The sequence below is a fragment of the Streptomyces sp. NPDC040405 genome (assembly GCF_055595765.1).
The window spans coordinates 1-19,580 of sequence record NZ_JBVIVI010000021.1 but is presented as its reverse complement, the minus strand read 5'-3'; the positions used below and the strand labels follow the sequence as shown (position 1 = coordinate 19,580).

Genomic DNA, 19,580 nt, shown 5'->3' with positions numbered 1-19,580 from the left:
CCCATCCACTGCCGTTGGAGGCGTACGTGAGCACCACAGCCGTGAGCACATCGCCCGACCCCGTTCCCCCCGTCCCGGATGCCGGCGAGGTGTTCGCCTTCGCCGCCAGCGAGATCGCTGCCGCTGCTGCCGCCCTGTGGCCGCGCGCCGACGTCGACCTCGGCGACCACGTCCCGAGCGTCACCGGCTACGTGCGCCGGATCCGCGTGGACGGGCGCACCTTGTACGCCAAGTACGCCTTCCCGGTGTCGCTGGTCTCGCTGCTGCGGGGCGCCTGCGGTCCGTGGCCGGATGTCCGGGCCGCGCAGCAGGCGTACGTGCAGCGCACGGACGCGCTGATGGATCGGGAGGCGGCGCAGCTGTGGCTCCTGGCCCAGCAAGGCTCTCTCCGGGTCTGTCCGGTGGCCGGACTGGCGCGAGGGGTGCTGTTCACCGAGTCGGTGACCGGCCCGACCCTGGCCGACCTGCTCCTGCAGCGTCCGCACGATGCGGCCGAACTCCTCGGCGGCACGTTCGGCGAACTGCGGCGGCTTCACCACCCGTCCGCGGCCCGGCTGCTCGGCCCGGCCCGGGTCATCGGGGAGCGCAGCATCCGGGGGACCTTCCGGCGCAAGTTCAACGGCCTGAGCGGCCCGACCTATGTGGAACGGCTCGGGGCCGAACGGTGCGCGCCCGACGACCGCGCCCTGGTCGTCGGGCTGCTGCGCGACGTCGTGGTCCGGCTGCACCGGCTCCAGGCCACGGGGCTGCCCCAGCAGGGGAGCCGGAGGGTGCTGGCGTACGGGGATCTCAAGCCGGAGCACGTGGTGTTCCCTGAAGGAACATCCGGTCAGCCGGTGTTCATCGACCCCGGCCTGCTGCTCGCCCCTCCTGCTGTGGATGCCGCGAAGCTGATCAGCCGAACCGTGCTGCTGCTGGCCGCTGCCCGGCCCGGCGCCGAGACGGGCCAGCAGGCCATGCACGGGGTCAGCGCCTTCGCCGCGGCGCGCACGGACGTCCTGCCCGCCCGGGTCCGCCGCTCGTGGCTGCGGGAGCTGCTGGTGCTGTGGCTGATGGACAGCGTCAACATCCTCACCACGTACCTGTCCGCGCCCGGCGCGCTGCCGCTTCCCGACCGGGGCAACGCGCTCGTCGGCCGGGCCGTCGACCTGTGCCGGATGGCCGATCAGCTCAGCTCGGAGCTGGCGGCCGGCGTCGATGCGCGCGCCGTGTGGGAGAGCGCGCTCGGCCGGGCTCAGGCGGTCGCCGCGTGATCCCGGGACCGGTGGGCTCGGTCGGGATCGTCGGTGCCGGAGCCGTCGGCCAGAGCGTCGCGGCCACGCTGGTGGCCTCCGGCATCTGCCATCGCCTGCTCGTCGTCTCCCGCACCATCGAGCAGGCGGCGGCGCTGGCCGCTGACCTCGATGACATGCGCCAGACCACCGGATCGCCCGTGCACCCCGAAGCCCGCCGTGTGGCGGACCTGACCGGCTGCCACGCCGTCGTCGTCGCCGTGCGGGCCGCGTTCACCAACACCCATGCCGCCGACGTACGGATGGGCGGCGCGGCGGCCAATACTCCCGTCATCCGCTCTCTGGCCACGGCGCTGCGCGGCTACCAGGGGACCGTGCTCGTGGTCACCAACCCGGTCGACCTGATGACCCGGCTGGTCGCCGAGACCTCCGGCTGCCCGCGCGTGTACGGGATCGGCTCGAACCTCGACTCCGCCCGCTACCGGCTCACCCTGGCCCACCTGCTCCACGTGCCCCCGGCCGCCGTGCACGGCCACGTCATCGGCGAACACGGCGACGGCGCCGTGGTGTGCGCCTCATCGACCACCGTCAACGGCACGCCTGCCACAGTCCCCCTTGCGGAGGTACGCGCGGAACTGCGCACCCGCCCCGGCCGGATCAGCGCGAGCCTCGGCCGCACCCGCTCCGGACCCGCCGGAGCCGTGCTGTCCACCCTGCGCAAAGCCCTCGGCCTGGTCGACGGCACCGAGGAACTGACCTGCGAACACCGCGGCGACTGGATGGGAATTCCGTTGCGATTCACCGCAGGCGAGCCCATAGCGTGCCTGCCTGACCTGAACTGGGACGAAGACCGGCAACTGGCCACGGCCGCCAACAAACTCCGGACCGCCTACAGCTCGCTGGCGGTTCCGCTGTCCTGATCCACACCACTCAACCTGGAGAGACGTGAATACCCACACCGCAACCCGGATCCACGCCCTGAATGCGAGCGTGACCGTATTGAGCAACACCGGCTTCGTCACCGACTGGTCCCGCCGCTACTTCGGCCCCTGGTGGAACGCATTCGAGGTCCCCACCCAAAACCTCAGCACCGGCCCCCTGCTCACCGCCGACATCGACGAGCTGGCATACGCCGACCTAGCCGCGCTGGTGGCCGACCGCCCCCGCGAGGAGGTCACCTACGCCAAGGCCAAACTGCTCCTCACCCGCGACAGCACAGGCACCATCATCACTGCCGTCTCGCCCGACGAAGGGCTGGCCTACCGCTCCGAGTCGATGGCCGGCCGCCTGACCATCTCCGGCTGCGCCCGTGAGCCGGTGGCGCTGGCCGCCGCACGGATCGCGCGGGAGATGATCCGCGCCACCCTGCTGCGCGACGGGTGGACGCTCTTGCACGCCTCCGCTGTCGTCCGCGACGGCAAGGCGCTGCTGGCCTTCGGCTCCAAGGGCTCCGGCAAGACCACCACGGCGCTACTGCTGGCCACTCGCGACTCCCAGCTGCTGGCCAACGACCGGGTGTTCGTCAAACTCATCGGCAACGAGCTGCGTGTCCTGCCGTGGCCGTCGGCGGCGGCCATCGGCCTCGGCCTCCTCGACGCCCTCGGGCTGTACGACATCGTCCGTGACCGGCTCAACGCCGGAGAGCAGCTCCACCCAACCCAGCACCAGGACGTCACCGACGCGCTGCTGGCCGGCCGACGCGAGCCGCTGTGGGAGCCCGGAGGGAAGAGGGAGAAGAAGGTCCAGGTGTTCCCCGACCAGTTCGCCACCTGGTTCGGCATGGAACTGGCGACCGGCGGCCACGCTGCCGCACTGCTGTTCCCCCGCATCGACCCCGCCGCTGCCCCGTCCCTGATCGATGGCGACCGGACGCTGAACGAAGACGACTTCATGAGCGGTGCCACCGAAGACCGCTACCCGGACCACTTCGCCCTCGCCCACGGGATCAACGGCGGCGGCAACGACCTGGCCCGCGCCACCGTCGCCGACCATCTCGCCACCCTCCCGCACCATCAAATCGTCCTGGGACACGACACTGCCGCGAATGCCGACTTCCTGGCCAAACTCGCCGACAGCCTGTGACCCTGACCGGCTGAGATCCCGTCTGGGGCGTCGCCCGATCGGCCGCCGAGCTGGAGTCATGACCCAGCGGACCGCCTTGCGCCCGTCGACCTTGGTTGTCGACGGGCGCTCGTGCGTCACCACACGGCCCGCCCCCGCGCCATTCGATCAGCGTCCCCTCCAGATCCACCTCATCCGGATTGGCGGCGGAGGCGGCCCGCGCCGGGCAGACGCTCGCTCGTCGGCGAGCCGCGGCGTCGACTTCTGGGGGTTCACAACTGGAGGGGTGGCGGGCCCGGCTCTGGCCCGGCGCCCAGTCGGCGGCGCCCCGGCGACCGTGTCGGCTGCTGGTCCTCGTCGGACGGGTTGGACGGTTCGGCGGTAGCCCGCTCCGCAGCCGTGCGGGCGCGCTCGCGGCTGTCGCCTGGCGACAGCTCCGGCTCGTCGGCTCGGGGACCGGTTCCCAGGGGGCGGCGAGTGCTGCTCACTGCTGGCTCCTCCCCGGTGCTCCGAGTACGCCGCGGTTGCGTAGGTCGTCCAGGTCCGGAAGCTGGATCGCTGGCAGCTCGGCGTCCAGGTCGGCCTCGACGGCGCCCTTGCGGTGCGGGGAGGTTGTAGCGGACACCGGCGACGGCGCCCGGGGCCCGGCCCTCAGGGCCCGGCGAACAATGGTCACGGCGATCATCGTACGGGCGGGACGATGGCTCGGCGGCCTGTACCAGGGGAACCGCCTAGCCCGCTGACTCCTCCGGGTGGCGCGAGGATCGCTTCACATCCCGTTCCACCTCGTAGCGGTTCAGCCCGCCCGCGGTGGCGTGCTCTGTCACCGCCGCCTGCACTCGCTCGGCCGCCGTGCGCCACCGCTCCCACTGGGCCCGGTGCTTCTCGCCGTCCAGCCCGGGTAGCCCTCGGTGCTCCGCATCAGCGGATCTCTGCAGGTCAATCAGTTCATCGGTTACAAGATCAGACATGCAGCTGATTTTAGAAGCAGTGGCCACGCGGTCGTGGCTCCCGCCCAGCACGGGGCTGGGCCGTTGGACTGGTGTCGGACGGGTATGCGAAACCCTTGCCACAGAAGGGGGATGCTCGCAGGTCAGGTCCCCTTGAGTCGCCTTGCGGGTGGCACAGTGATGGGTGCGCCGCCGGGGTTGCGCCGGTAAACACCGCCTCCTCTATGGCGGGTGCCGCTGCTCGGCTCTGCCTCCCGCATGGCCAGCACGCCGCCGGCGTGCGGCTCCGGCATCCCCTGAGACCCGACTGAGGATCCATGACCACCGACCCGAGAATCCCGACGGCGAGCCAATCCCGTACGTGGCAGGGGCTTCTCGGTCCCGCGTGGCGATGTGCACCGGCGGGCCGCCCGGATCAATGAAGGGAACCAACGGTTCCGTTCACGAAGTTCACGGCCCAGGTCTCAGAATCACGAAGTTCACAGGTCAGAGCCTGTTCGTCCGGCGTCCCTCGGTGACACCGTTCTTGGTGCCGGCGAGGTTGCGCCGCTAACCGTCGCCTGCCCCACAGTGCTGCTTGCAGTCAGCGCTGCTGTCTGACTCCGTCCGTCGATGCACGTGACAGAGCCCCCTTTCCGACCACGCGTGCGGCTCCCGCATGCCCGAAACCTGAAGAGGACCGATGACTACCGATCCGAACAGCCCGCGCCGCAACGACCAGAACCGGGACGTGCGGGTGTATCTCCTGCTGCTCGCCCTGGCGGTGATCGCGCTTATCGTGGCGGGCCTGGTGTATGTCACCTACCAGCACCCGGCGCTGATCGGGCCCTTGAGCGTCGGCTGGACGGCTGCGGCGGCTCTGATGGCTGGGCTCGGATTCGCTGTCACCCGGCGCTGACTCGGCAACGTGGAACGCGGTGGCGAAGACGAAGGCTGCCCGGAGTCATCCGGGTGGCCTTTGCGGTTCGTGACGCTGGCCCCGCGTCGGGCTCCCGACGAAATGCGGTTCGTGACCTGCTCCTCGCCGCCATGCGTACCAGGATTGGGCGTACCACTGCTGCTGCGTCTCCCCCGCGAACAGCGGCGCCCGGCGCCGCGTCCTGTGAAGTCAAAGGCGCCGGTCGGTGGCCCTGTTGCTGGAGAAGACCCTTTCCCTGTTGGATCGGGAACACGGTGCTTGTGCCGGTCTGTTTGAGTGTGCTTCACGGGAGGTTGTGGATGGTGCGGCGGGGGAGGCGCGGGGATGATCCTCGTGTGAGTACGGCGGCCGGGGCTGACGTTGAGCCGATGGTCGATCGCGTGCTTGAGCAGGACCTGATCCGCGATCATCTGACCCGGGTTGCCGGTGGTGACCCGGGCCATGCGGTGCTGCTGCTGGGTGAGTCGGGGGTGGGGAAGTCCCGCCTGTCGGGCGCTGCGGCTGCTGTCGCGTCCGGCCTGGGGGTGCGGGTGATCTCCGCGCAGTGCCTCGGGGTCGGTGCTGAGCCGCTGCTGCCCGTCAAGGAAGCGCTGGCCGGGCACCTGGGGCGTGACAACGAGTCGATACGCAGCACGCTGGTGGGCGCCTCGCCGCGGCTGCTGGACTCGCTGCCGTTTATCGGCCCGTTCCTGGCCAGCCTCGGCGATGCGCTGGTACGGAGGCGTGGCGAACAGCAGGCGTCGCTGGACGGCGTTTACGAGGAGCTGGCGAGCATCCTCATCGGCCTGGCCGATGAGAACGGCTTGCTGTTCGTGGTCGAGGACCTGCACCAGGCCGACCAGGACACCCTGTACTTCATCAACTACCTGCTCCGTAAGATCCGCGGCCGGCGGGTCCTGGCGCTGCTGACCATTCAGGAGGAGCAGCTGCATGCGGCGCCGGCGCTGGCGGACCTGCTGACGTCGTGGACCGCCGACGGCTACGCGGTGCTGACCGTGGTGCCGCTGGAGCGCGCGCACATCGGCGAGTACGTGCGTCAGGCCGCGCGGATGGGCGTCAGCCCGGACGATCAGCTCGTCGACCGGCTGTTGTCGCTGACGGGTGGCAACCCGTTCTTCCTGAAAGAGACCCTCGCGCTGTTGGCCTCACCTGCCGGCCCTGATCCGGCCGGGCCGGAAGCGGCCCAGATTCCCGCGCGGCTGGATGCGGTGCTGCGGGCCCGTTTATCGCGGGCTGACCCTCGGACCCTGCAGTTTCTGCAGGCCGCGGCGGTGGTCGCCGAGACCACGCAGGACCTGGAAGCAGTGGCCCATGTGATGGACGTGGACGAGGCCGCGGCGGTCGAGACGCTCGATACCGCAGTGGGGCTGCGGCTGATCACTGAGGGCTCGCAGGGTGAGATCGCGTTCGTGCATTCGCTGATGCGGCGCGCGGTCTACGACAAGATCGGCGTGAACCGGCGGCTGATGCTGCACCGGCGGGCGGCGCATTGGTGCGAGAACGCCGGGGCATACGCGTCAGCGGCAACGCATTTCGAACGGGGCGGACGGACGGCGGATATGGTGCGAACGGCGCTGTCGGCCGCCGGCCGCGCCGAGCAGGCGGGCATGTACCACTCCGCTCTCGTCCTCTATCAGAGGGTCAGGCCGCATATGTCACTAGAAGAGATCGGCCCGCTGCTGGGCAACACCATGATCACCTTGGGGAACTGGGATCAGGCCGCCGAGCTGGTCGCGCAGTTGCCGGAGGACGACCCGCGAGTGGGGTTGCTGCGTTCGCAGTTGGAATTCGTCCGCGGCGATTTCACCGCGGCCCGTGCACAGGCGCGGTCCGTGTTGGACATGCCGGGTGCCGACCGGGTCGCGGCGCTGCAGCGTCTGGCGGACATTGAGTTGTACCTCGGTGATTTCCGTGCGGCCGGTGAGTTGATCGGGCAGGCGCTGGCGGCGGCTGAGGCCGCCGGGTTGGTGACGGGCCGGGCCCGCTGCCTGGGCATGCTCGGTGCGGTGGCGTTCTTCGGCGGTGACGTCGATGAGGGATACGCCCGGTTCTCCGCTGCACAGGATCTGGTCAATGGCATGCCCGAGGCGGAGCGCGACACCGGGATCCAGACGGTGCTGCTGGGTAACCTCGGCAACGTGGCCGAGGCGCGCGGGCAGTGGGCGGAGGCGGAGCGCCTGCACGGTGAGGCACTCAGGATGCGGCGCGAGACCGCCGATGCCCGCGGTGCGCTCCACAGTTTGCACGCGGTGGGCCGTACCAGGATCGCCCAGGGGGACCGTGAGGGCGGGCTCGCCCTGTTCGAGCAGGCCGAGCAACTGGCCGCTGATCTCGGTGAGCCGCTGGAGCGCGCCAAAATCGCCCACTCGCGGGCGGACCTGGCGTTGCGTGACGGTGATGGGGAGAGCGCCTACCAGCTGGCGGCGTCGGCACTGGAGACGTTCTCCGCGTCCCGCACCGGATACGACGTCGCGCACGCACAGCTGACGCTGGCGGCCGCTTCGGCCGCCACCCGGCGTGAGCGGGAAGCGGCCGAGCACGGTGCTGCCGCGCGCGCGTCGATCCTCGCTCACGGCTTCGGGCTCCTGCGGGATCTGAACCCGCCGGTTGGCTACCGGGTCGCTGAGCGCATCTCCGGGGCGCTGACCGCTTACGCCTGCGGTGACGCACTGGGGCTGCCGGTCGAGAACGAGCCGGGGCCGGTACCCGCGCGGGCGGAGTTCGAGGCGCTGCCCGCCCGCCAGGACTGGCCGCGCGGCGCGACCTCCGATGACACCGCGCTCACGCTGCTGGTGGCCCGCCACCTGATCGATACCGCCGGCGGCGGTACTGCGGCCACCTTCCTGCGTGCGCTGGCCGAGCATCCGCCGATCCAGGGGATCGGCCCCTCCACCACGGCGGCGATCGAGCATTTCCGCGCCACCGGTACGGTCCCCGACAGCGGAGGGACCACCAACGGCGGGCCGATGAGGGCCCTGCCGCTGGGCTGGGCCACGGCGCCGGGCGATGTGGAGCGGATGCGGCGCCGGGCGGTGGAATGGACCCGGGCCACCCACCCCGATCCCGACGCGCTGGTGGCCTCCTGCGTCATGGCAGCCTGCGCCGCCTGGTCGGTCGAAGACGCCTCCCCCGACGTACTGCTCGCGGTGGCGATGGAGGAACAGGCCCGGGCGGGCGAGCTGATCGGGGCGGGCGCGCACCGCCTGGCTGCACTGCTGCAGGCGGTGCGCGCCGGAAACTTCCGCCCTGCTGGTGAGGGGGTGAGCCTGGACCCCGCCGAGACCGTGGCTGCGGCCTTGAGCTGTGTCACCGGCGCCACGTCCCTGCGCGACGGGCTGTGTCAGGCGGTTGAGCTGGGCGGCGACACCGACACCGTGGCGGCGCTGGCCGGCGGGCTGCTCGGTGCTGCGCATACATCGGCCGAGGTACTCCAGGAACTGCCGTGGAGCCAAGCGGTGCTGCTGCCGGAGCCAGCCCTGGTGGCCGAACTCGGCGTGGGGCTGGAGTCGCTGCGCGGCGCTGCGGCGGCGTAGGCGCGGGCGGCGTGCGCGCGGCGATAGCCCTCGGCGTCGCCCAGATGCGTGTAGACGTCCATCGCCCAGTCCAGCCCGGTGATGGTCGCGGCCCGCACTCCAGTGGTCAGGGCCTCAAGCGTCGCCAGGTGCACGTACAGTGCCGCGTGCCGCCGGCCCACGCTCACGGTCCGGCGCCGTATGCGGGCCAGGGTCCGGCGTACCGCCATCGCGGTGCACCCGGCCGCCCAGCGCAGCACGCGGCCGGGTGCCCTCTGCCCGGCCGCAGCGGCGGTCACGAGATCGGCCGCCAGCTCGACCGCGCGCACGGGTTCCCATGCAGCCAGCACACCCAGGGCCGCGATACGGCCGGGCAGGGGGCGGTCCCGCGCGCTGCGGGCCAGGGCGCACATCCGCACCGCCCGGGGCGCGCCGCCCCGGCCGGCCGCCGAGGCGTACAGGGCATCTGCCCGTAGCCGGTCGCCCGCCGCGTTCCGCGTGGACAGCACGTCGGCAAGCCGGACTTCTGCCCGGCCGCTGGGGCTGCGGGCGATCAGATGGCCGAGTACCTCCGCGGCCCGGTTCTGGTGGCCTGCGTCGGCCAGCATCCAGCCGCATGCCTGCATCGCCACCGCGCCGGGCAGCGCCCGGTTCCATACCGCGATCTGTTCGGCGTATCCGGCCTCCGGCCAGGAAGCCTGGGGCCATGGGGGCAGGCGGTGGCCGTGTGCGGCCAGCGCCGCCCGCACATGCTCGGCTGCGCGCCCGTGCTGGGGCTGGTCGGGGTCGATCTGCCGCAGCTGCGCCGCGAGGTGGTGACTGACGCGGGGGGCGACCCAGCAAAAAGCACCGCGGCGCAGCCGTGGAAGGAGTTCCTGCGTGCAGTCCAGATCGGCCCCGGAGAACCCGGTGACCACCACAAGGCGGTCGTTGGTGAGCGTGTCCAGCACGGAGGTGCGGGCCCGGCCCAGGTGGACCGATTCCGCCGTGTCGACGGTCGCCCGGGCACCGATCAGCAACTGCGGAGCATCGATCGAACCACGGAGCTTGACCAGGCCACCGCGAGCCCGGCCCACCGCGGCCGCGCTGTGCGCGACGCGCAGCGGTGTCTGGCTGCGCGGGAACTTGCCCCGCCAGGCTGCCAGCGCCTGCGTCAGAGATGCCGGTGCCGCGTCGGGCAGTTCGGCACGGCCGGACAGCAGGTCATAGGCTCGCTCGATCCCGTCATCCAGATTCACCGTCACGTGCAGCCCGCCGGCAGCAAGGTGAACGGCCGCGAGCATGTGCGCCTCGGTGGGCACCACGACCCGCAGACTTGCCAGCACCGAGGTCACCGCCGGCAGGTCGGCCTCGTCCGCGGACGAGGCCAGCCGCGCGAGCACATCCCAGCGCCGCGATGACAGGGCCGCACGGTCAGGTTCGCCGAGCAGACCCGGTGCGAACCGGTCCGTGGCGTCCAGGCAGCCACGCAGCAGATCGCGATGGAATCCCTCGCCGAGCGGCAGTGACGCCGGCGCAGCGCAGGAAATACCCGCGCCGCTGAAGATGGCGAACAGGGTTGTGCTGTGTCCCTTGCCATGACCGATCATGGAGACGCTCCCTCTCACTCATTCGTGGGGATGTGGAGCACCGGGGCGGTCGGACTCTTGGCGGATGACGGCCGCCCCGGGCTAGGCCGAAGAGAGGGCACACGCAGCCGCACTCTTCTCAGAAGTAACCCCTGCTAGGCGCAGGTTTCTGTTTAACAAAAATCACTGACGCCTCACCCCTTGTCAAGTCATCGGGGCAGGTTGCTGCTAGATTCTGTTAAACAGAAACGCTGGAGGGGTGATGGGACGACCGGCCACGGGGAAGACGCGGGTGATGGGGTTCCGCCCACCCAAGCCGCTGCGGGACGAGTTCGAGGCTCTTGCCGCAGCCGAGGAGCGCTCGCCGTCCGAGGCCCTCATCGAGGCGATGCACGACTGGATCAACAAGAAGCGACGCGCGCGAGAAGCCGCAGCCGAGAGCGGGGCCCCGACCTCACAAGAGGGCGACGAATCGGACGCGTGACCGACGCCGTGCCGCCTGGATGCGGAGCCCTTGCCGGGGGCTGCCCCAGGGGCGCCACGCGCTGCACGATGGAAAGGTGAAGGAGCACGGCGAGGACCAGAACGACGCCGATGCCCGCGCGCTGGAATCGATGGACACGGCAACGGCCCAAGCGATGACCGCAGGCGTCCGGGAAGCGGCAGAGGGCGAGTCGGCTGGTGGTACCAGCTGTCGCGGCCGCGTACGGCGCCTGAGCCCGCAGACGGCGGTCTGGGCTGGTGGTGTGGCCCGGTCGACCATCGCACCCCAAGGCGGCAAACTACGGGGGAGATTGCCCTGAGCGCACAGCTGCTCTCGGCTTGAGCCGGAGCAGGGCGCGGCCGCGCTGGGGTTCGACGCCGAGGGGAGTACGGGCATGCACCGGGCACGGGTGGAGAGCACCGGACGCCACGTCTTTCGGCATCACATTGGGCCGCCTCGTCAGTTCAGCGGCGAGCTGATCTGCTGGAAGTGCACCGCAACGGTCGTCGCGGTCCGCGCGCACACCAACAAAGGCGCTCCCGTTCAAGCGCAGTACCGGCTCAAGGGGAAGACGGAGCACGACGTTGACTGCCCGCTCAACCCCACCTTGGTGAGCCACCACATCGCGCACGGCTCCCACGGCCTGGCCGAGGTCGATGAAAAGGGCATCCTCCGTCTGAATCTGCCGGAGAACATCAGCCACGTCCCGACCACCGTGCCTGATGAGGATGTGATCGCGCAGGACGTCGTCCGGCACTCCGTCACGACGGTGCGGCCCCTTCTGCCGCCAGCGGTGAACAGCGCGGTCAAGATCGCTCAGCTCCTGATGGCGCACGACTTCGAGAAGGACTTGGTCAAGCGCTTCAAGGTCCGGCCCCACGGCGGCGGCCTGATCCCGTGGGGCCGGTTCTGCTACGGGCCCACTGCGGAGTCGTATACCGAGTTGTTCCAGCAGTGCCGCCGAGGTGAGGTGTTCACCTATCCCATCGCTGTCCTCGGCACTGTTCAGCGCGTCAACCGCGACCGCCAGGGCCGCCCCTATATCGCTCTCGCGCTGAACGTGCCCGCGGCCGATGGCGCCTTCCATGTGGCAGTCCGCTCCGAGCACCCCACCCTGATCGAACCCCTCGCCCCAGGGACCCACGTCCTGGCCGTGGGCGCCGGATGGGAGGTCTTCGACGGTGGGTACCTACCCCAGCTGCGCATGTGGGCGGGCGAGCACTGGCAACTCGCCTACTGGACCACCGACGAGGACCAGACCACCCCACCGCGCTGCCCACCCCCGGTCACGGCCGCGCAGCGCGGCCACGCCCAGGCCGAGGCCCGTCGACGGCGCACGGTCCACCAGTCCGCACCACCCGCCACACCACCAGCTGCGCCGCGACCGCCAGCACCGATACCGAGCAACCAGCCGCCCGCCGAGATGAACGCAGCAGAACCCACCTCGCCCGAGCCGCACCCGTCTACAGAGCTGCGGCCAACGCAGGATGCCCCAGCGGCTGGCATGAACCAGGCGGCCACCACGGATGCCCCCGCTGCCGTGCCCGACGCGGATCCGGCCCCCGCCGGTCAGCCAGCGGCAGGCGTTCCGCCCAGGCCCGAGCAGCCGCCAGTCGTTCCCGCAGACACTGCCCCGGGGCAGCCCTGGCAGGGGCCACTGCTGCCGCCCTTCCCGCCGCCCGGCTCGGGTGAAGACGGGCGGCGGGGCGCGCTGCGGCGGTGGCTGAAGCGCGCACGTCGAAGGGCGTGAGCACTGGTGGGCCCATGCTTGCGGAAGCGGCTGATCCAAGGCACAGCGCCTGAGAGAATGGTGGGCATGGCGAACGAGACGGCGACGTACGACGAGCGGCTGCGGGACCTGGAGGCGGAGGCGTTCCGCACTGGGCGGACGCTTGCGGAGCACAGCGAGCAGCTGGCGACGATCGGTGAGCAGCAGCGCACCGCGTTCGGCAACATCGACTCCCTCGCCGACGCCATCGGCACGCCCGGGGACCGCTCGATCGCTCAGCGGCTCGGCACGATGGAACAGGACATCGGCGTGGTGCGGCAGGAACTGGGCGACGTCAAGCGTCTACTGACCGCCCTGGCCCGCGCCCAGGGCATCGATCCAGAGGCCGCCGGCTGACCCGTGCGGGCGGGTCGCCTGGTGGAGTTCGGCGGTGTGGGTGGTCAGGGTGGTGGCGCGCAGGGCGAGCGCGGTGAGCAGCTGGTGGGCGAGGTCGCGTCGGGCGGCTGGAGCGAGGAGGCCGCCGCCGTCGGCGACCAGACGCATCCCGGGCTCGACCGCGCCCTCGCCGTCCTGTCCATAGAACCCGACCTCGGCGCCCCCATCCCCGGCTCCCATCCCGAGCTGCGCGACTACGCCGACGATGTGGACGACGTCCGCCTCATCTACTACGTCACCGCGCTGCGTACGGTGATCGTGGTGGCATACGTCGAAGCCTGACCTGCACACCCCGACAGCAGCGACCCCGGTCAGAATCTCGGCCGGTGGCGCTGCTACATGTCTCGCCGCTACCGAGAAGAGGTCGTGATGCTGGAGAACGAGGGGCACCCGCCGGGTTCGGATGGGGCGAGTACGGCGGCCGTCTCCCTACCGGCAGTACGGATGGACGCGCAGTCTGCGAACTTTGGGCCTGATCCGGTCATCATCATGATCCAGCCGGACACATTGCAGGTGGTCGGTGGGCAAAACAACTTGTTGGTGGGCGATGTCGTAGAGAAGGCCGTACGCGCGGCTGGCGGGCAGCCACTGGATCCCGCGATGCGCGCTCCACAGCGGGCGCAGGGCTGGCATGCGACATTGACGTTGCGCGGTGACCACCTGCTGATCCGGCATCCCGAGGGCACGGTTTTCTACGACGGCACCATGCCGACGTCGTCTGAGTGGCGCGCCGCCGTTGCAGCCGCCGGAGATGTCGCGATGATCACTGGTCCGATTCCCGATGTCGCGCACATCGAACTGGTGGTGGCGCGGGGACTGGCCACGTGGATGCGAATCCCGCTGAACCTGGCCGGCGACAACGCGTAACAGCGCGCCCTGGCCACCGTCAGGGGGCATCGTCCTCGTCGCCGGGCGTGTAGGCGCCGGCCAGGGAGCCGAGCAAGACCGGATCGGCTGAGTCCGAGGGTAGGAACTGCAAAGCTCGTTCTGCGGCGAGCTGGAGGGCGTGCGGGTCTAAGCCCAGGCAGACCTCGTGCAGGTCAGTCAGCTCGCGCGTCTCGAAGCCGTGCCGGAAGGTGCTGTTCGAGTAGGCCCGTGCCAGCTGCCGAAAGGCCGGATCGCCGCGATCGAGCATCTCCATGGGCAAGCCGTTGAAGGTGTCCATCACGCGCGTGCAGGCCCACAGAGCCAGCGCGGCCACGTGGCCCGGGTCCCGGCCCAGTTGCTCCAGCAGGTCCTCGCGGCAGATATCGCAGCCGTCCCGGGCCGCCCCGTACAACCGGGCCACCGCAGTGCTGTCCACGTCCAGGGCCCGTCCAGGGCACGTCCCTGACCGTCAGGGACGCGGCCGCCCGTCTGGACGTCGTGGTTGACCTCATCACCCGCCGCCTGGCGGCCGCCGCTCACGGCACTGGCCGCGCCCACCTGAGGCCCGACACCGTCCGCGCCATCGTCCAGCAGGCTGTCCAGGACACCCGCCGCACACCCGCACCACAGCCACCCATCGGACAACCGGTGCCGCCTACCGATCCGATCCCCACACCGTCGAGCTTCGCCGCGTCGTAGACCAGCTCGCCGCCGCTTCGTACCGGATCGGCGAGCTGATGCTCGAAGTCGCCCCCGGCTACCTCTCCGAGGACCAGGCCGCCGCCCGCCTGGCCCCGCTGTGCGAGGAGATCGGTGAACTTCTCGACCACGGGCTGGCCGCCCGCCGCTTCGCCCTCACCGGTGACCGCCGCGCCCTGCGCGGCACCGTCTTCTGACCCGCCCTGCCGCAACTCACCGGGCCGAACTGCGCCCAGATGCTGATCGACGCTGGCCCAGCACACAGCCTCACGCAAATAAACGCCTAATTGTCGCCTAGGTGATTGCCATTCTATGCCTAGTAGAGTGTAGTGTTGAGGTATGAGTGATGACCAAATGGACAGCGTGGAAGCGTTGTTGCAGGAAGCGCGGCTGACGGCACGGATGCCGGAGCCAGCCGAGCGTCTGCGGCTGCGGCAGGCCGCCGGTCTCTCCCGCGCCCAGGTCGCCGAGGCGGTGGGGGTCGGGCGGCAGACGGTCGCCAACTGGGAGGACGGCACCACCGATCCACAGCCGCCGGGGCGCTTCAAGTACCTCCGGCTGCTGGAGGGTCTGGCCCAGATCCACCCCGCCCCGGCCCAGGCACCCGCGGAGACCACCGGCACGAACAGCGCCCCGGCCGCCGAGCTCACCGTCCCTGAGACTGCGTGGCGCCCCGACGGGCTGGCCCTGCAGGGCGAGCCCGCCCCCTGCCTCCGCTGCGGCGCCACGACGCCCTACAAGGCCACGGACGGCCGTTCCCTGCACCCCGGCGCCATGTGCCAGCCCCCCGCCACCGTGGCCCCCCAAGCCGCCGCTACGCCCTCGTCGGCTCCGGCCAGCGCACCGTCACCCGCTCCGGCCACTGAGCCTTCACCGGTTCCGGCACCGGTGCCCTCGCGGCCGCAGCGCCGGGCGAAGTCCGCGGCCCGCGCTCAGGCGGAGACTGCCGGCCTCATCGGCCAGGCCGTGCACGAGGAGCTGGAGCGCGCCGAAGGCGACACGGACGCCGCGATGCAGGCCCTGATCAAGCGCGCCATCCCCGACGTCATGCACCTGTTCGCCGAGACCCGGGCCACCGCCCGCTACGCCTACACCGCCTACCCGGCCCTGCCCGACATCCTCAAGAAGCCCTCGAAGAAGGAGCCGGACCAGATCTGGGAGGCCCGCCCCAACTTCCACCACCCCGACTACTCCCTCAAAAGCCGCGGGGACATCGCGGTCACCGCCCTGGACGTCAACGCCGCCTACCTCTCCGCCCTCAAGACGTGGTTGCCGATCGGGAAGCTGGAGCACTCCACCGGCACGGACGGTGTGGACCCCAAGCGCTCCGGAGTCCACCTGATCACCCCCTCGCCGTGCAGTCACCCGCACCTGCCCGACCCGCTCGGCGACCGTGACCAGCCCGGCCCCGTGTGGGTCACCGACGCCACCCTGCGCCTCCTGCTGCGCCTTTCCGGGCCGAAGTACGGGCTTCTGGACGCGCCGGTTGTTCACGAGTCGTGGACGTCCGGTGCGACAGAGAATTTCCTGGACGCGCTGCGGAAGACTCTTACCGCCGCGCGGGAGACCGCTATTTCCGAGGACGATACGGTCACCTCGGAATACATCAAGGCGATGTATTCGAAGTTCATTTCCACGATGGGTGAGTCGATTCATAACCGCGACATCATCCGCCCGGATTGGATGCACATCATCCACAGTCAGGCGTACGCCAACCTCTGGGGCAAGGCGTACAAGGCGCACCAGGCGGGTCTGGAGGTCATCGCGATGATGGGCACCGACGAGCTGCACGTCACCGGCGACTGGCGCCAGGTGTTCCCCGAGGGACGGGGCGTCGCCCAGATGAAGATCAAACACAGCGACGCCAAGGCGTCCGGTGAGTACACCGTCGGCAAGGCGGCCCGCTGATGGCCGGCTCAGGAGGCCGCTGGACGCACCTGGGCACCTTCCGCGCCCGAGGTCACCGTGGAGGGGAGGCGCTGGCCGAGGGCATCGAGCGGATGGTCACCGGCATCGAGTCCCCCGTCGACTCCGAGCGCGGCCTGGCCGCCCGCTTGCGCTACCTCACCGCCAGCGATGCCGGATACGAGGCCCTGGATCGGGCAGGGGTCCACGTTCGGCCCCGCACGCTCATCGCCTGGCTGGCCGAGGAGCAGAGCCCGAGCAAGGCCAACCTGGCCCGCCTGGACGCCGCGTACTGGGACCTGCGCCGCCGCAACGTGGCCGCCGACCTCAAGCGCCGGCTCAACAACCGCGGCCGCGGAACCCGCATCGAGATCGACCCCGTCGACCAGACCGCCGTCGAACGCAAGCACCAGCGCGATCTGGAGACCCGCAACATCAGCGTGCGCAACGTATGGGACCGCGCGGTCGATGCCTGGATGGACGGCGACGACCAGGAGCTGGAAGACATCTGGGACGAGATCATCACCACCAGCCTCGGTACCGACTGGGACTCCTACACCCACGTCTCCTCAGTTGGCTGGGCTGCCTGAAAGCCGTACGAACATGACGGGCCCGGAGTCACTGGAATTGACTCCGGGCCCATCGCTGTGACTGTAACGCCCGATGGTGCGCAGTATTTGCATGACCCAGCGAACGCGCTTGGGGACCGGGTCAGCCGACCGCGTGCAGTGAACCGCGGCGCTTGGCCGCGGCGGCCTTCTTGGCGGCGGCGAGCGCGGCCCGCTTCTGGCGCTGCTCGGCCAGCTGGTCCTGGTAGGCGGCGACGGCCTTGTGGTAGCTCGCCACGTAGCCCTTGCTGTCCAGGCGCTCGTCCTTGGGCATCGCCCTGACGGCGGCCTCGGCGTCCTCGGGGGAGTTGTAGCCGGCCAGCATCGGGTTGATCTGGTAGACGCCGTTGCGGACCTTCTTGACGAGCTTGGCCAGCTCCAGCTCTCGCAGCGCGGCGTTCACGCTGGGGCGGCTCAGCTTGAGGAGCTTGCCCAGGGTGGCCTGGTCCATCGCGATGCGCCCGCCCGGCTCGCTGCGTCCACGGAGCTTCAGCAGTGCGCGGTAGGAGGCGGGCGGCAGGTCCAGGTCCGCGAGAAGGCTGTCAGCGTTGGTCGCCGACCACTTCAAGGTGCTCACTGGGCTGTTCCTTCCTCCTGGCGCCGCGCGCGGGCCAACCGGCGTACAGCGCGTTCCTTCGCCCGCTTCTCCCGCAGTTCCTCGATCGCCTCACGCATATGCTCCAGCGATGGGAACCGCACCAGCTGCGGCAGGCTCTCATCCTTGCGGATCTTCTCGATCGTCTTGTCCTGATCGACCTGCCGGTACTCGGCCTCGACGGTCTCCGTGCCCGGGATGAACTCCGCTACACGGTACGAGTAGGGCGGGTTGAACTGGTAGACCCCCCGTCGCACCTTGAAGACGATGCCGTGGGACATGACTTCCCCCAGCGCCTCGTTGAGCTTCCCTCGGTGTACGTCCAAGACTGTCGACATCTCCTCCTGGGTCAGCCGGATCTGACCGCCGGCCTTCTGGCAAGCGATCATCAGGAGGATAAGCCGCAGCGGCAGCGCCTCGCGGAAGTACTGCGCGATCAGGAAGAAGAACTCCAGCGAGTCCATGGAGAACGCCTTGGGCCGCTCCGCGGTGTCGTAGAACTCCATCGGCTTGCGCTCATTGCTGAGCGAGAGCTTCCGGCGCGGGTAGCGGCGAGCGACCGAATCCAGGTCCTCAGCTGGCCGAACGGGCTTGGACCACGCCTGGATCTCGTCATCGAGGGGCAACTCCGGGCGCGACTCGCGCTTCGGTACCGGCCGACGGCGCTGTGGCTCGGATGGCACGAGGCTCCTCTCCACTTCGCTGATCTTGAACTGGCAGAAGTATGTCAGCCACGCCGACATTTATGTCGGCCTCGCTGACGTTCCGGCGTGTTGTGTCCCTCCTGGGGGGACACAACACCACCCGGCGAGCACCAACAGCCCGCTCCACGGGACGCCACGGCGGCCGTCGACACTCAGCCTCCAAATGTCGGTCTAGCTGACGTTTTTGCGCTGAGAACGTCAGCCTCGCCGACATTTCATCGGCGATGTGACTGCTCAGCAGGTACACATCGCCTGCGATGTGTACCTCGTAGGGGGACAGATCGCCGAACCCATACGCCTCTGACCAGCAGGTTCTTGACGCTCCCCAAGTATTAGGTGGTTGAGGTCCACCCCAACCGCGCACCAGCCCCTCAACCTTCATCTGCGCGCAGCTGACGCCCGGCCACTCACAACCGTCCGGCTCCCGGCCCAAGTTGCTACGGCTCTCCCGTCCGGCCAGCCCCCGCGCCGTCCTTCGACGCGGCCACTCGTCTAACGCGAGCTTGCTCCCACTGGGCCGCTTTCGGGTCCGCCTGCGGGTCGTAGGTATCCAGCTGCTGCTCGGTCATCACGTAGCCGATGCGGCGCCATTCGGTGTGCTTCCACTCAGCCCGACGTAAGGTCTCCAACCGGCCTGGCTCATCAATTCCACGCCCCGCCTGGCGCTCCCACCCTCGCGCATTCGCGGTCTCTTCAGCTACCTTTGCACGGTCCATTCCCGTGGCTTTCCGTTGAATGGACCGGCGGATTAGTGTACGTGCGGTGAACGTCTCGGGATTCACGTTATGCCCCTTTCTTTAAAGTAGTGTCTCTGGATCGGTTGGCCTGAGAGAGAGTGGCCAGTTTTCACAGACACTACCCAGCATCACGGAGTGATGCAGCAGGTTCGACAGGACTGGACACGAAAGGGGTGCAAGGCGTATGGTCACCCGTGAACGACGCCAGGGGCGTCACCAGGGGACTGGTCGAAGAGGTGACTCACGGCCCTGCCAAGAGCTCACGCTCCATCACCCAAGGGCTGCTGCACCCGGGATGACTGCCGACCCACCGCCACCCTTCCTACAGCCCGCCCATCTTAAACCTTCACTCCAGTAAACCGAGTTGACGTCACGTGAACATGAGCCACCGACGCGGCACTCCGCCAAATCAGTCCCGCACACGCTTGACTGGCCGCGCATCAATCAGAGCGGCACGCGATGAATTCCGGAGGAATTCATAAACAATTCCGGAGGAATTGTTTAACCCCCGGAGGGGGTTATCGTCTTTACGGCCCGTAGGGCCGTGCGTCGTTCCTCCGGAGGAGGACGCGCGC

19 protein-coding genes are annotated in these 19,580 nt (G+C 69.7%); 13 read left to right on the top strand and 6 right to left on the bottom strand.

Annotated features, from left to right (window positions below; translation table 11 throughout):
- Positions 1-26 precede the first annotated feature (26 nt).
- The 3 genes from ACZ59A_RS42375 to ACZ59A_RS42365 all read left to right on the top strand — a co-directional run bounded on the left by ACZ59A_RS42375 (position 27) and on the right by ACZ59A_RS42365 (position 3,314).
- The gene (locus ACZ59A_RS42375; RefSeq protein WP_470970533.1) at positions 27-1,253 is read left to right on the top strand and encodes a phosphotransferase; all 1,227 of its coding nucleotides are present in this window, start codon (positions 27-29) and stop codon (positions 1,251-1,253) included.
- Positions 1,250-2,152: a lactate/malate family dehydrogenase gene (locus ACZ59A_RS42370; RefSeq protein ID WP_470970531.1), complete on the top strand. Its 903-nt coding sequence runs from the start codon at positions 1,250-1,252 to the stop codon at positions 2,150-2,152. The genes ACZ59A_RS42375 and ACZ59A_RS42370 overlap by 4 nt, the downstream gene beginning before the upstream one ends.
- A gap of 70 nt (positions 2,153-2,222) precedes the next feature.
- Positions 2,223-3,314: a phosphoenolpyruvate carboxykinase (ATP) gene (locus ACZ59A_RS42365; protein ID WP_470970528.1), complete on the top strand. Its 1,092-nt coding sequence runs from the start codon at positions 2,223-2,225 to the stop codon at positions 3,312-3,314.
- A 251-nt stretch (positions 3,315-3,565) separates the two neighbouring features.
- Here the strand turns inward: ACZ59A_RS42365 and ACZ59A_RS42360 are convergent, their stop codons facing one another.
- From ACZ59A_RS42360 to ACZ59A_RS42350, 3 genes are read right to left on the bottom strand one after another with little or no spacing between them, the layout of a single operon-like run.
- Positions 3,566-3,781, bottom strand: a complete 216-nt coding sequence (locus tag ACZ59A_RS42360; protein WP_470970526.1) for a hypothetical protein — start codon at positions 3,779-3,781, stop codon at positions 3,566-3,568.
- Positions 3,778-3,969 carry a hypothetical protein gene (locus ACZ59A_RS42355; RefSeq protein ID WP_470970523.1) on the bottom strand — a complete coding sequence of 64 codons (192 nt, stop codon included), beginning with the start codon at positions 3,967-3,969 and terminating at the stop codon, positions 3,778-3,780. The genes ACZ59A_RS42360 and ACZ59A_RS42355 overlap by 4 nt, the downstream gene beginning before the upstream one ends.
- A gap of 55 nt (positions 3,970-4,024) precedes the next feature.
- Entirely contained in the window at positions 4,025-4,264 is a 240-nt protein-coding gene (locus ACZ59A_RS42350; RefSeq protein ID WP_470970521.1) for a hypothetical protein, read from the bottom strand.
- 661 nt (positions 4,265-4,925) lie between these two features.
- On the opposite strand from ACZ59A_RS42350, the gene ACZ59A_RS42345 reads away from it, so the two are divergent.
- The 7 genes from ACZ59A_RS42345 to ACZ59A_RS42315 all read left to right on the top strand — a co-directional run bounded on the left by ACZ59A_RS42345 (position 4,926) and on the right by ACZ59A_RS42315 (position 13,757).
- Positions 4,926-5,141, top strand: a complete 216-nt coding sequence (locus tag ACZ59A_RS42345) for a hypothetical protein (RefSeq protein WP_470970519.1) — start codon at positions 4,926-4,928, stop codon at positions 5,139-5,141.
- A gap of 389 nt (positions 5,142-5,530) precedes the next feature.
- Positions 5,531-8,695, top strand: coding sequence for an ATP-binding protein (locus ACZ59A_RS42340; RefSeq protein ID WP_470970516.1), 3,165 nt, complete (start codon positions 5,531-5,533; stop codon positions 8,693-8,695).
- Between the two features lie 1,809 nt (positions 8,696-10,504).
- Positions 10,505-10,726, top strand: a complete 222-nt coding sequence (locus tag ACZ59A_RS42335; protein WP_470970514.1) for a hypothetical protein — start codon at positions 10,505-10,507, stop codon at positions 10,724-10,726.
- Between the two features lie 409 nt (positions 10,727-11,135).
- Entirely contained in the window at positions 11,136-12,476 is a 1,341-nt protein-coding gene (locus ACZ59A_RS42330; RefSeq protein WP_470970512.1) for a hypothetical protein, read from the top strand.
- 66 nt (positions 12,477-12,542) lie between these two features.
- On the top strand, positions 12,543-12,851 hold the full coding sequence (locus tag ACZ59A_RS42325; protein ID WP_470970509.1) for a hypothetical protein: 309 nt from the start codon (positions 12,543-12,545) through the stop codon (positions 12,849-12,851).
- 36 nt (positions 12,852-12,887) lie between these two features.
- Entirely contained in the window at positions 12,888-13,172 is a 285-nt protein-coding gene (locus ACZ59A_RS42320; RefSeq protein ID WP_470970507.1) for a hypothetical protein, read from the top strand.
- Positions 13,173-13,259: 87 nt separating this feature from the next.
- Complete coding sequence (locus ACZ59A_RS42315) at positions 13,260-13,757, top strand: hypothetical protein (RefSeq protein WP_470970505.1); 498 nt, start codon at positions 13,260-13,262, stop codon at positions 13,755-13,757.
- Positions 13,758-13,776: 19 nt separating this feature from the next.
- Here the strand turns inward: ACZ59A_RS42315 and ACZ59A_RS42310 are convergent, their stop codons facing one another.
- The gene (locus ACZ59A_RS42310; protein ID WP_470970503.1) at positions 13,777-14,193 is read right to left on the bottom strand and encodes a hypothetical protein; all 417 of its coding nucleotides are present in this window, start codon (positions 14,191-14,193) and stop codon (positions 13,777-13,779) included.
- Between the two features lie 301 nt (positions 14,194-14,494).
- On the opposite strand from ACZ59A_RS42310, the gene ACZ59A_RS42305 reads away from it, so the two are divergent.
- From ACZ59A_RS42305 to ACZ59A_RS42295, 3 genes are all read left to right on the top strand, one after another.
- Positions 14,495-14,653, top strand: coding sequence for a hypothetical protein (locus tag ACZ59A_RS42305; RefSeq protein WP_470970501.1), 159 nt, complete (start codon positions 14,495-14,497; stop codon positions 14,651-14,653).
- A 142-nt stretch (positions 14,654-14,795) separates the two neighbouring features.
- On the top strand, positions 14,796-16,364 hold the full coding sequence (locus ACZ59A_RS42300; protein ID WP_470970498.1) for a helix-turn-helix transcriptional regulator: 1,569 nt from the start codon (positions 14,796-14,798) through the stop codon (positions 16,362-16,364).
- A complete protein-coding gene (locus ACZ59A_RS42295; protein WP_470970496.1) occupies positions 16,364-16,951 on the top strand; it encodes a transcriptional regulator in 588 nt (195 codons plus the stop codon). Before ACZ59A_RS42300 ends, ACZ59A_RS42295 begins: the two co-directional genes overlap by 1 nt.
- 121 nt (positions 16,952-17,072) lie before the next feature.
- Here ACZ59A_RS42295 and ACZ59A_RS42290 read toward each other — a convergent pair whose 3' ends face one another.
- Positions 17,073-17,546, bottom strand: coding sequence for a helix-turn-helix domain-containing protein (locus ACZ59A_RS42290; RefSeq protein ID WP_470970494.1), 474 nt, complete (start codon positions 17,544-17,546; stop codon positions 17,073-17,075).
- Positions 17,543-18,307 carry a hypothetical protein gene (locus ACZ59A_RS42285; protein WP_470970492.1) on the bottom strand — a complete coding sequence of 255 codons (765 nt, stop codon included), beginning with the start codon at positions 18,305-18,307 and terminating at the stop codon, positions 17,543-17,545. The genes ACZ59A_RS42290 and ACZ59A_RS42285 overlap by 4 nt, the downstream gene beginning before the upstream one ends.
- Between the last annotated feature and the right edge of the window lie 1,273 nt (positions 18,308-19,580).

Coding starts and splice junctions, on each gene's coding strand:
- ACZ59A_RS42350 (WP_470970521.1), bottom strand. CDS start 4,264: ATGTCTGATCTTGTAACCGATGAACTGATTGACCTGCAGAGATCCGCT.
- ACZ59A_RS42345 (WP_470970519.1), top strand. CDS start 4,926: ATGACTACCGATCCGAACAGCCCGCGCCGCAACGACCAGAACCGGGAC.
- ACZ59A_RS42340 (WP_470970516.1), top strand. CDS start 5,531: ATGGTCGATCGCGTGCTTGAGCAGGACCTGATCCGCGATCATCTGACC.
- ACZ59A_RS42335 (WP_470970514.1), top strand. CDS start 10,505: ATGGGACGACCGGCCACGGGGAAGACGCGGGTGATGGGGTTCCGCCCA.
- ACZ59A_RS42325 (WP_470970509.1), top strand. CDS start 12,543: ATGGCGAACGAGACGGCGACGTACGACGAGCGGCTGCGGGACCTGGAG.
- ACZ59A_RS42315 (WP_470970505.1), top strand. CDS start 13,260: ATGCTGGAGAACGAGGGGCACCCGCCGGGTTCGGATGGGGCGAGTACG.
- ACZ59A_RS42305 (WP_470970501.1), top strand. CDS start 14,495: ATGCTCGAAGTCGCCCCCGGCTACCTCTCCGAGGACCAGGCCGCCGCC.
- ACZ59A_RS42300 (WP_470970498.1), top strand. CDS start 14,796: ATGAGTGATGACCAAATGGACAGCGTGGAAGCGTTGTTGCAGGAAGCG.
- ACZ59A_RS42295 (WP_470970496.1), top strand. CDS start 16,364: ATGGCCGGCTCAGGAGGCCGCTGGACGCACCTGGGCACCTTCCGCGCC.
- ACZ59A_RS42285 (WP_470970492.1), bottom strand. CDS start 18,307: ATGTCGGCGTGGCTGACATACTTCTGCCAGTTCAAGATCAGCGAAGTG.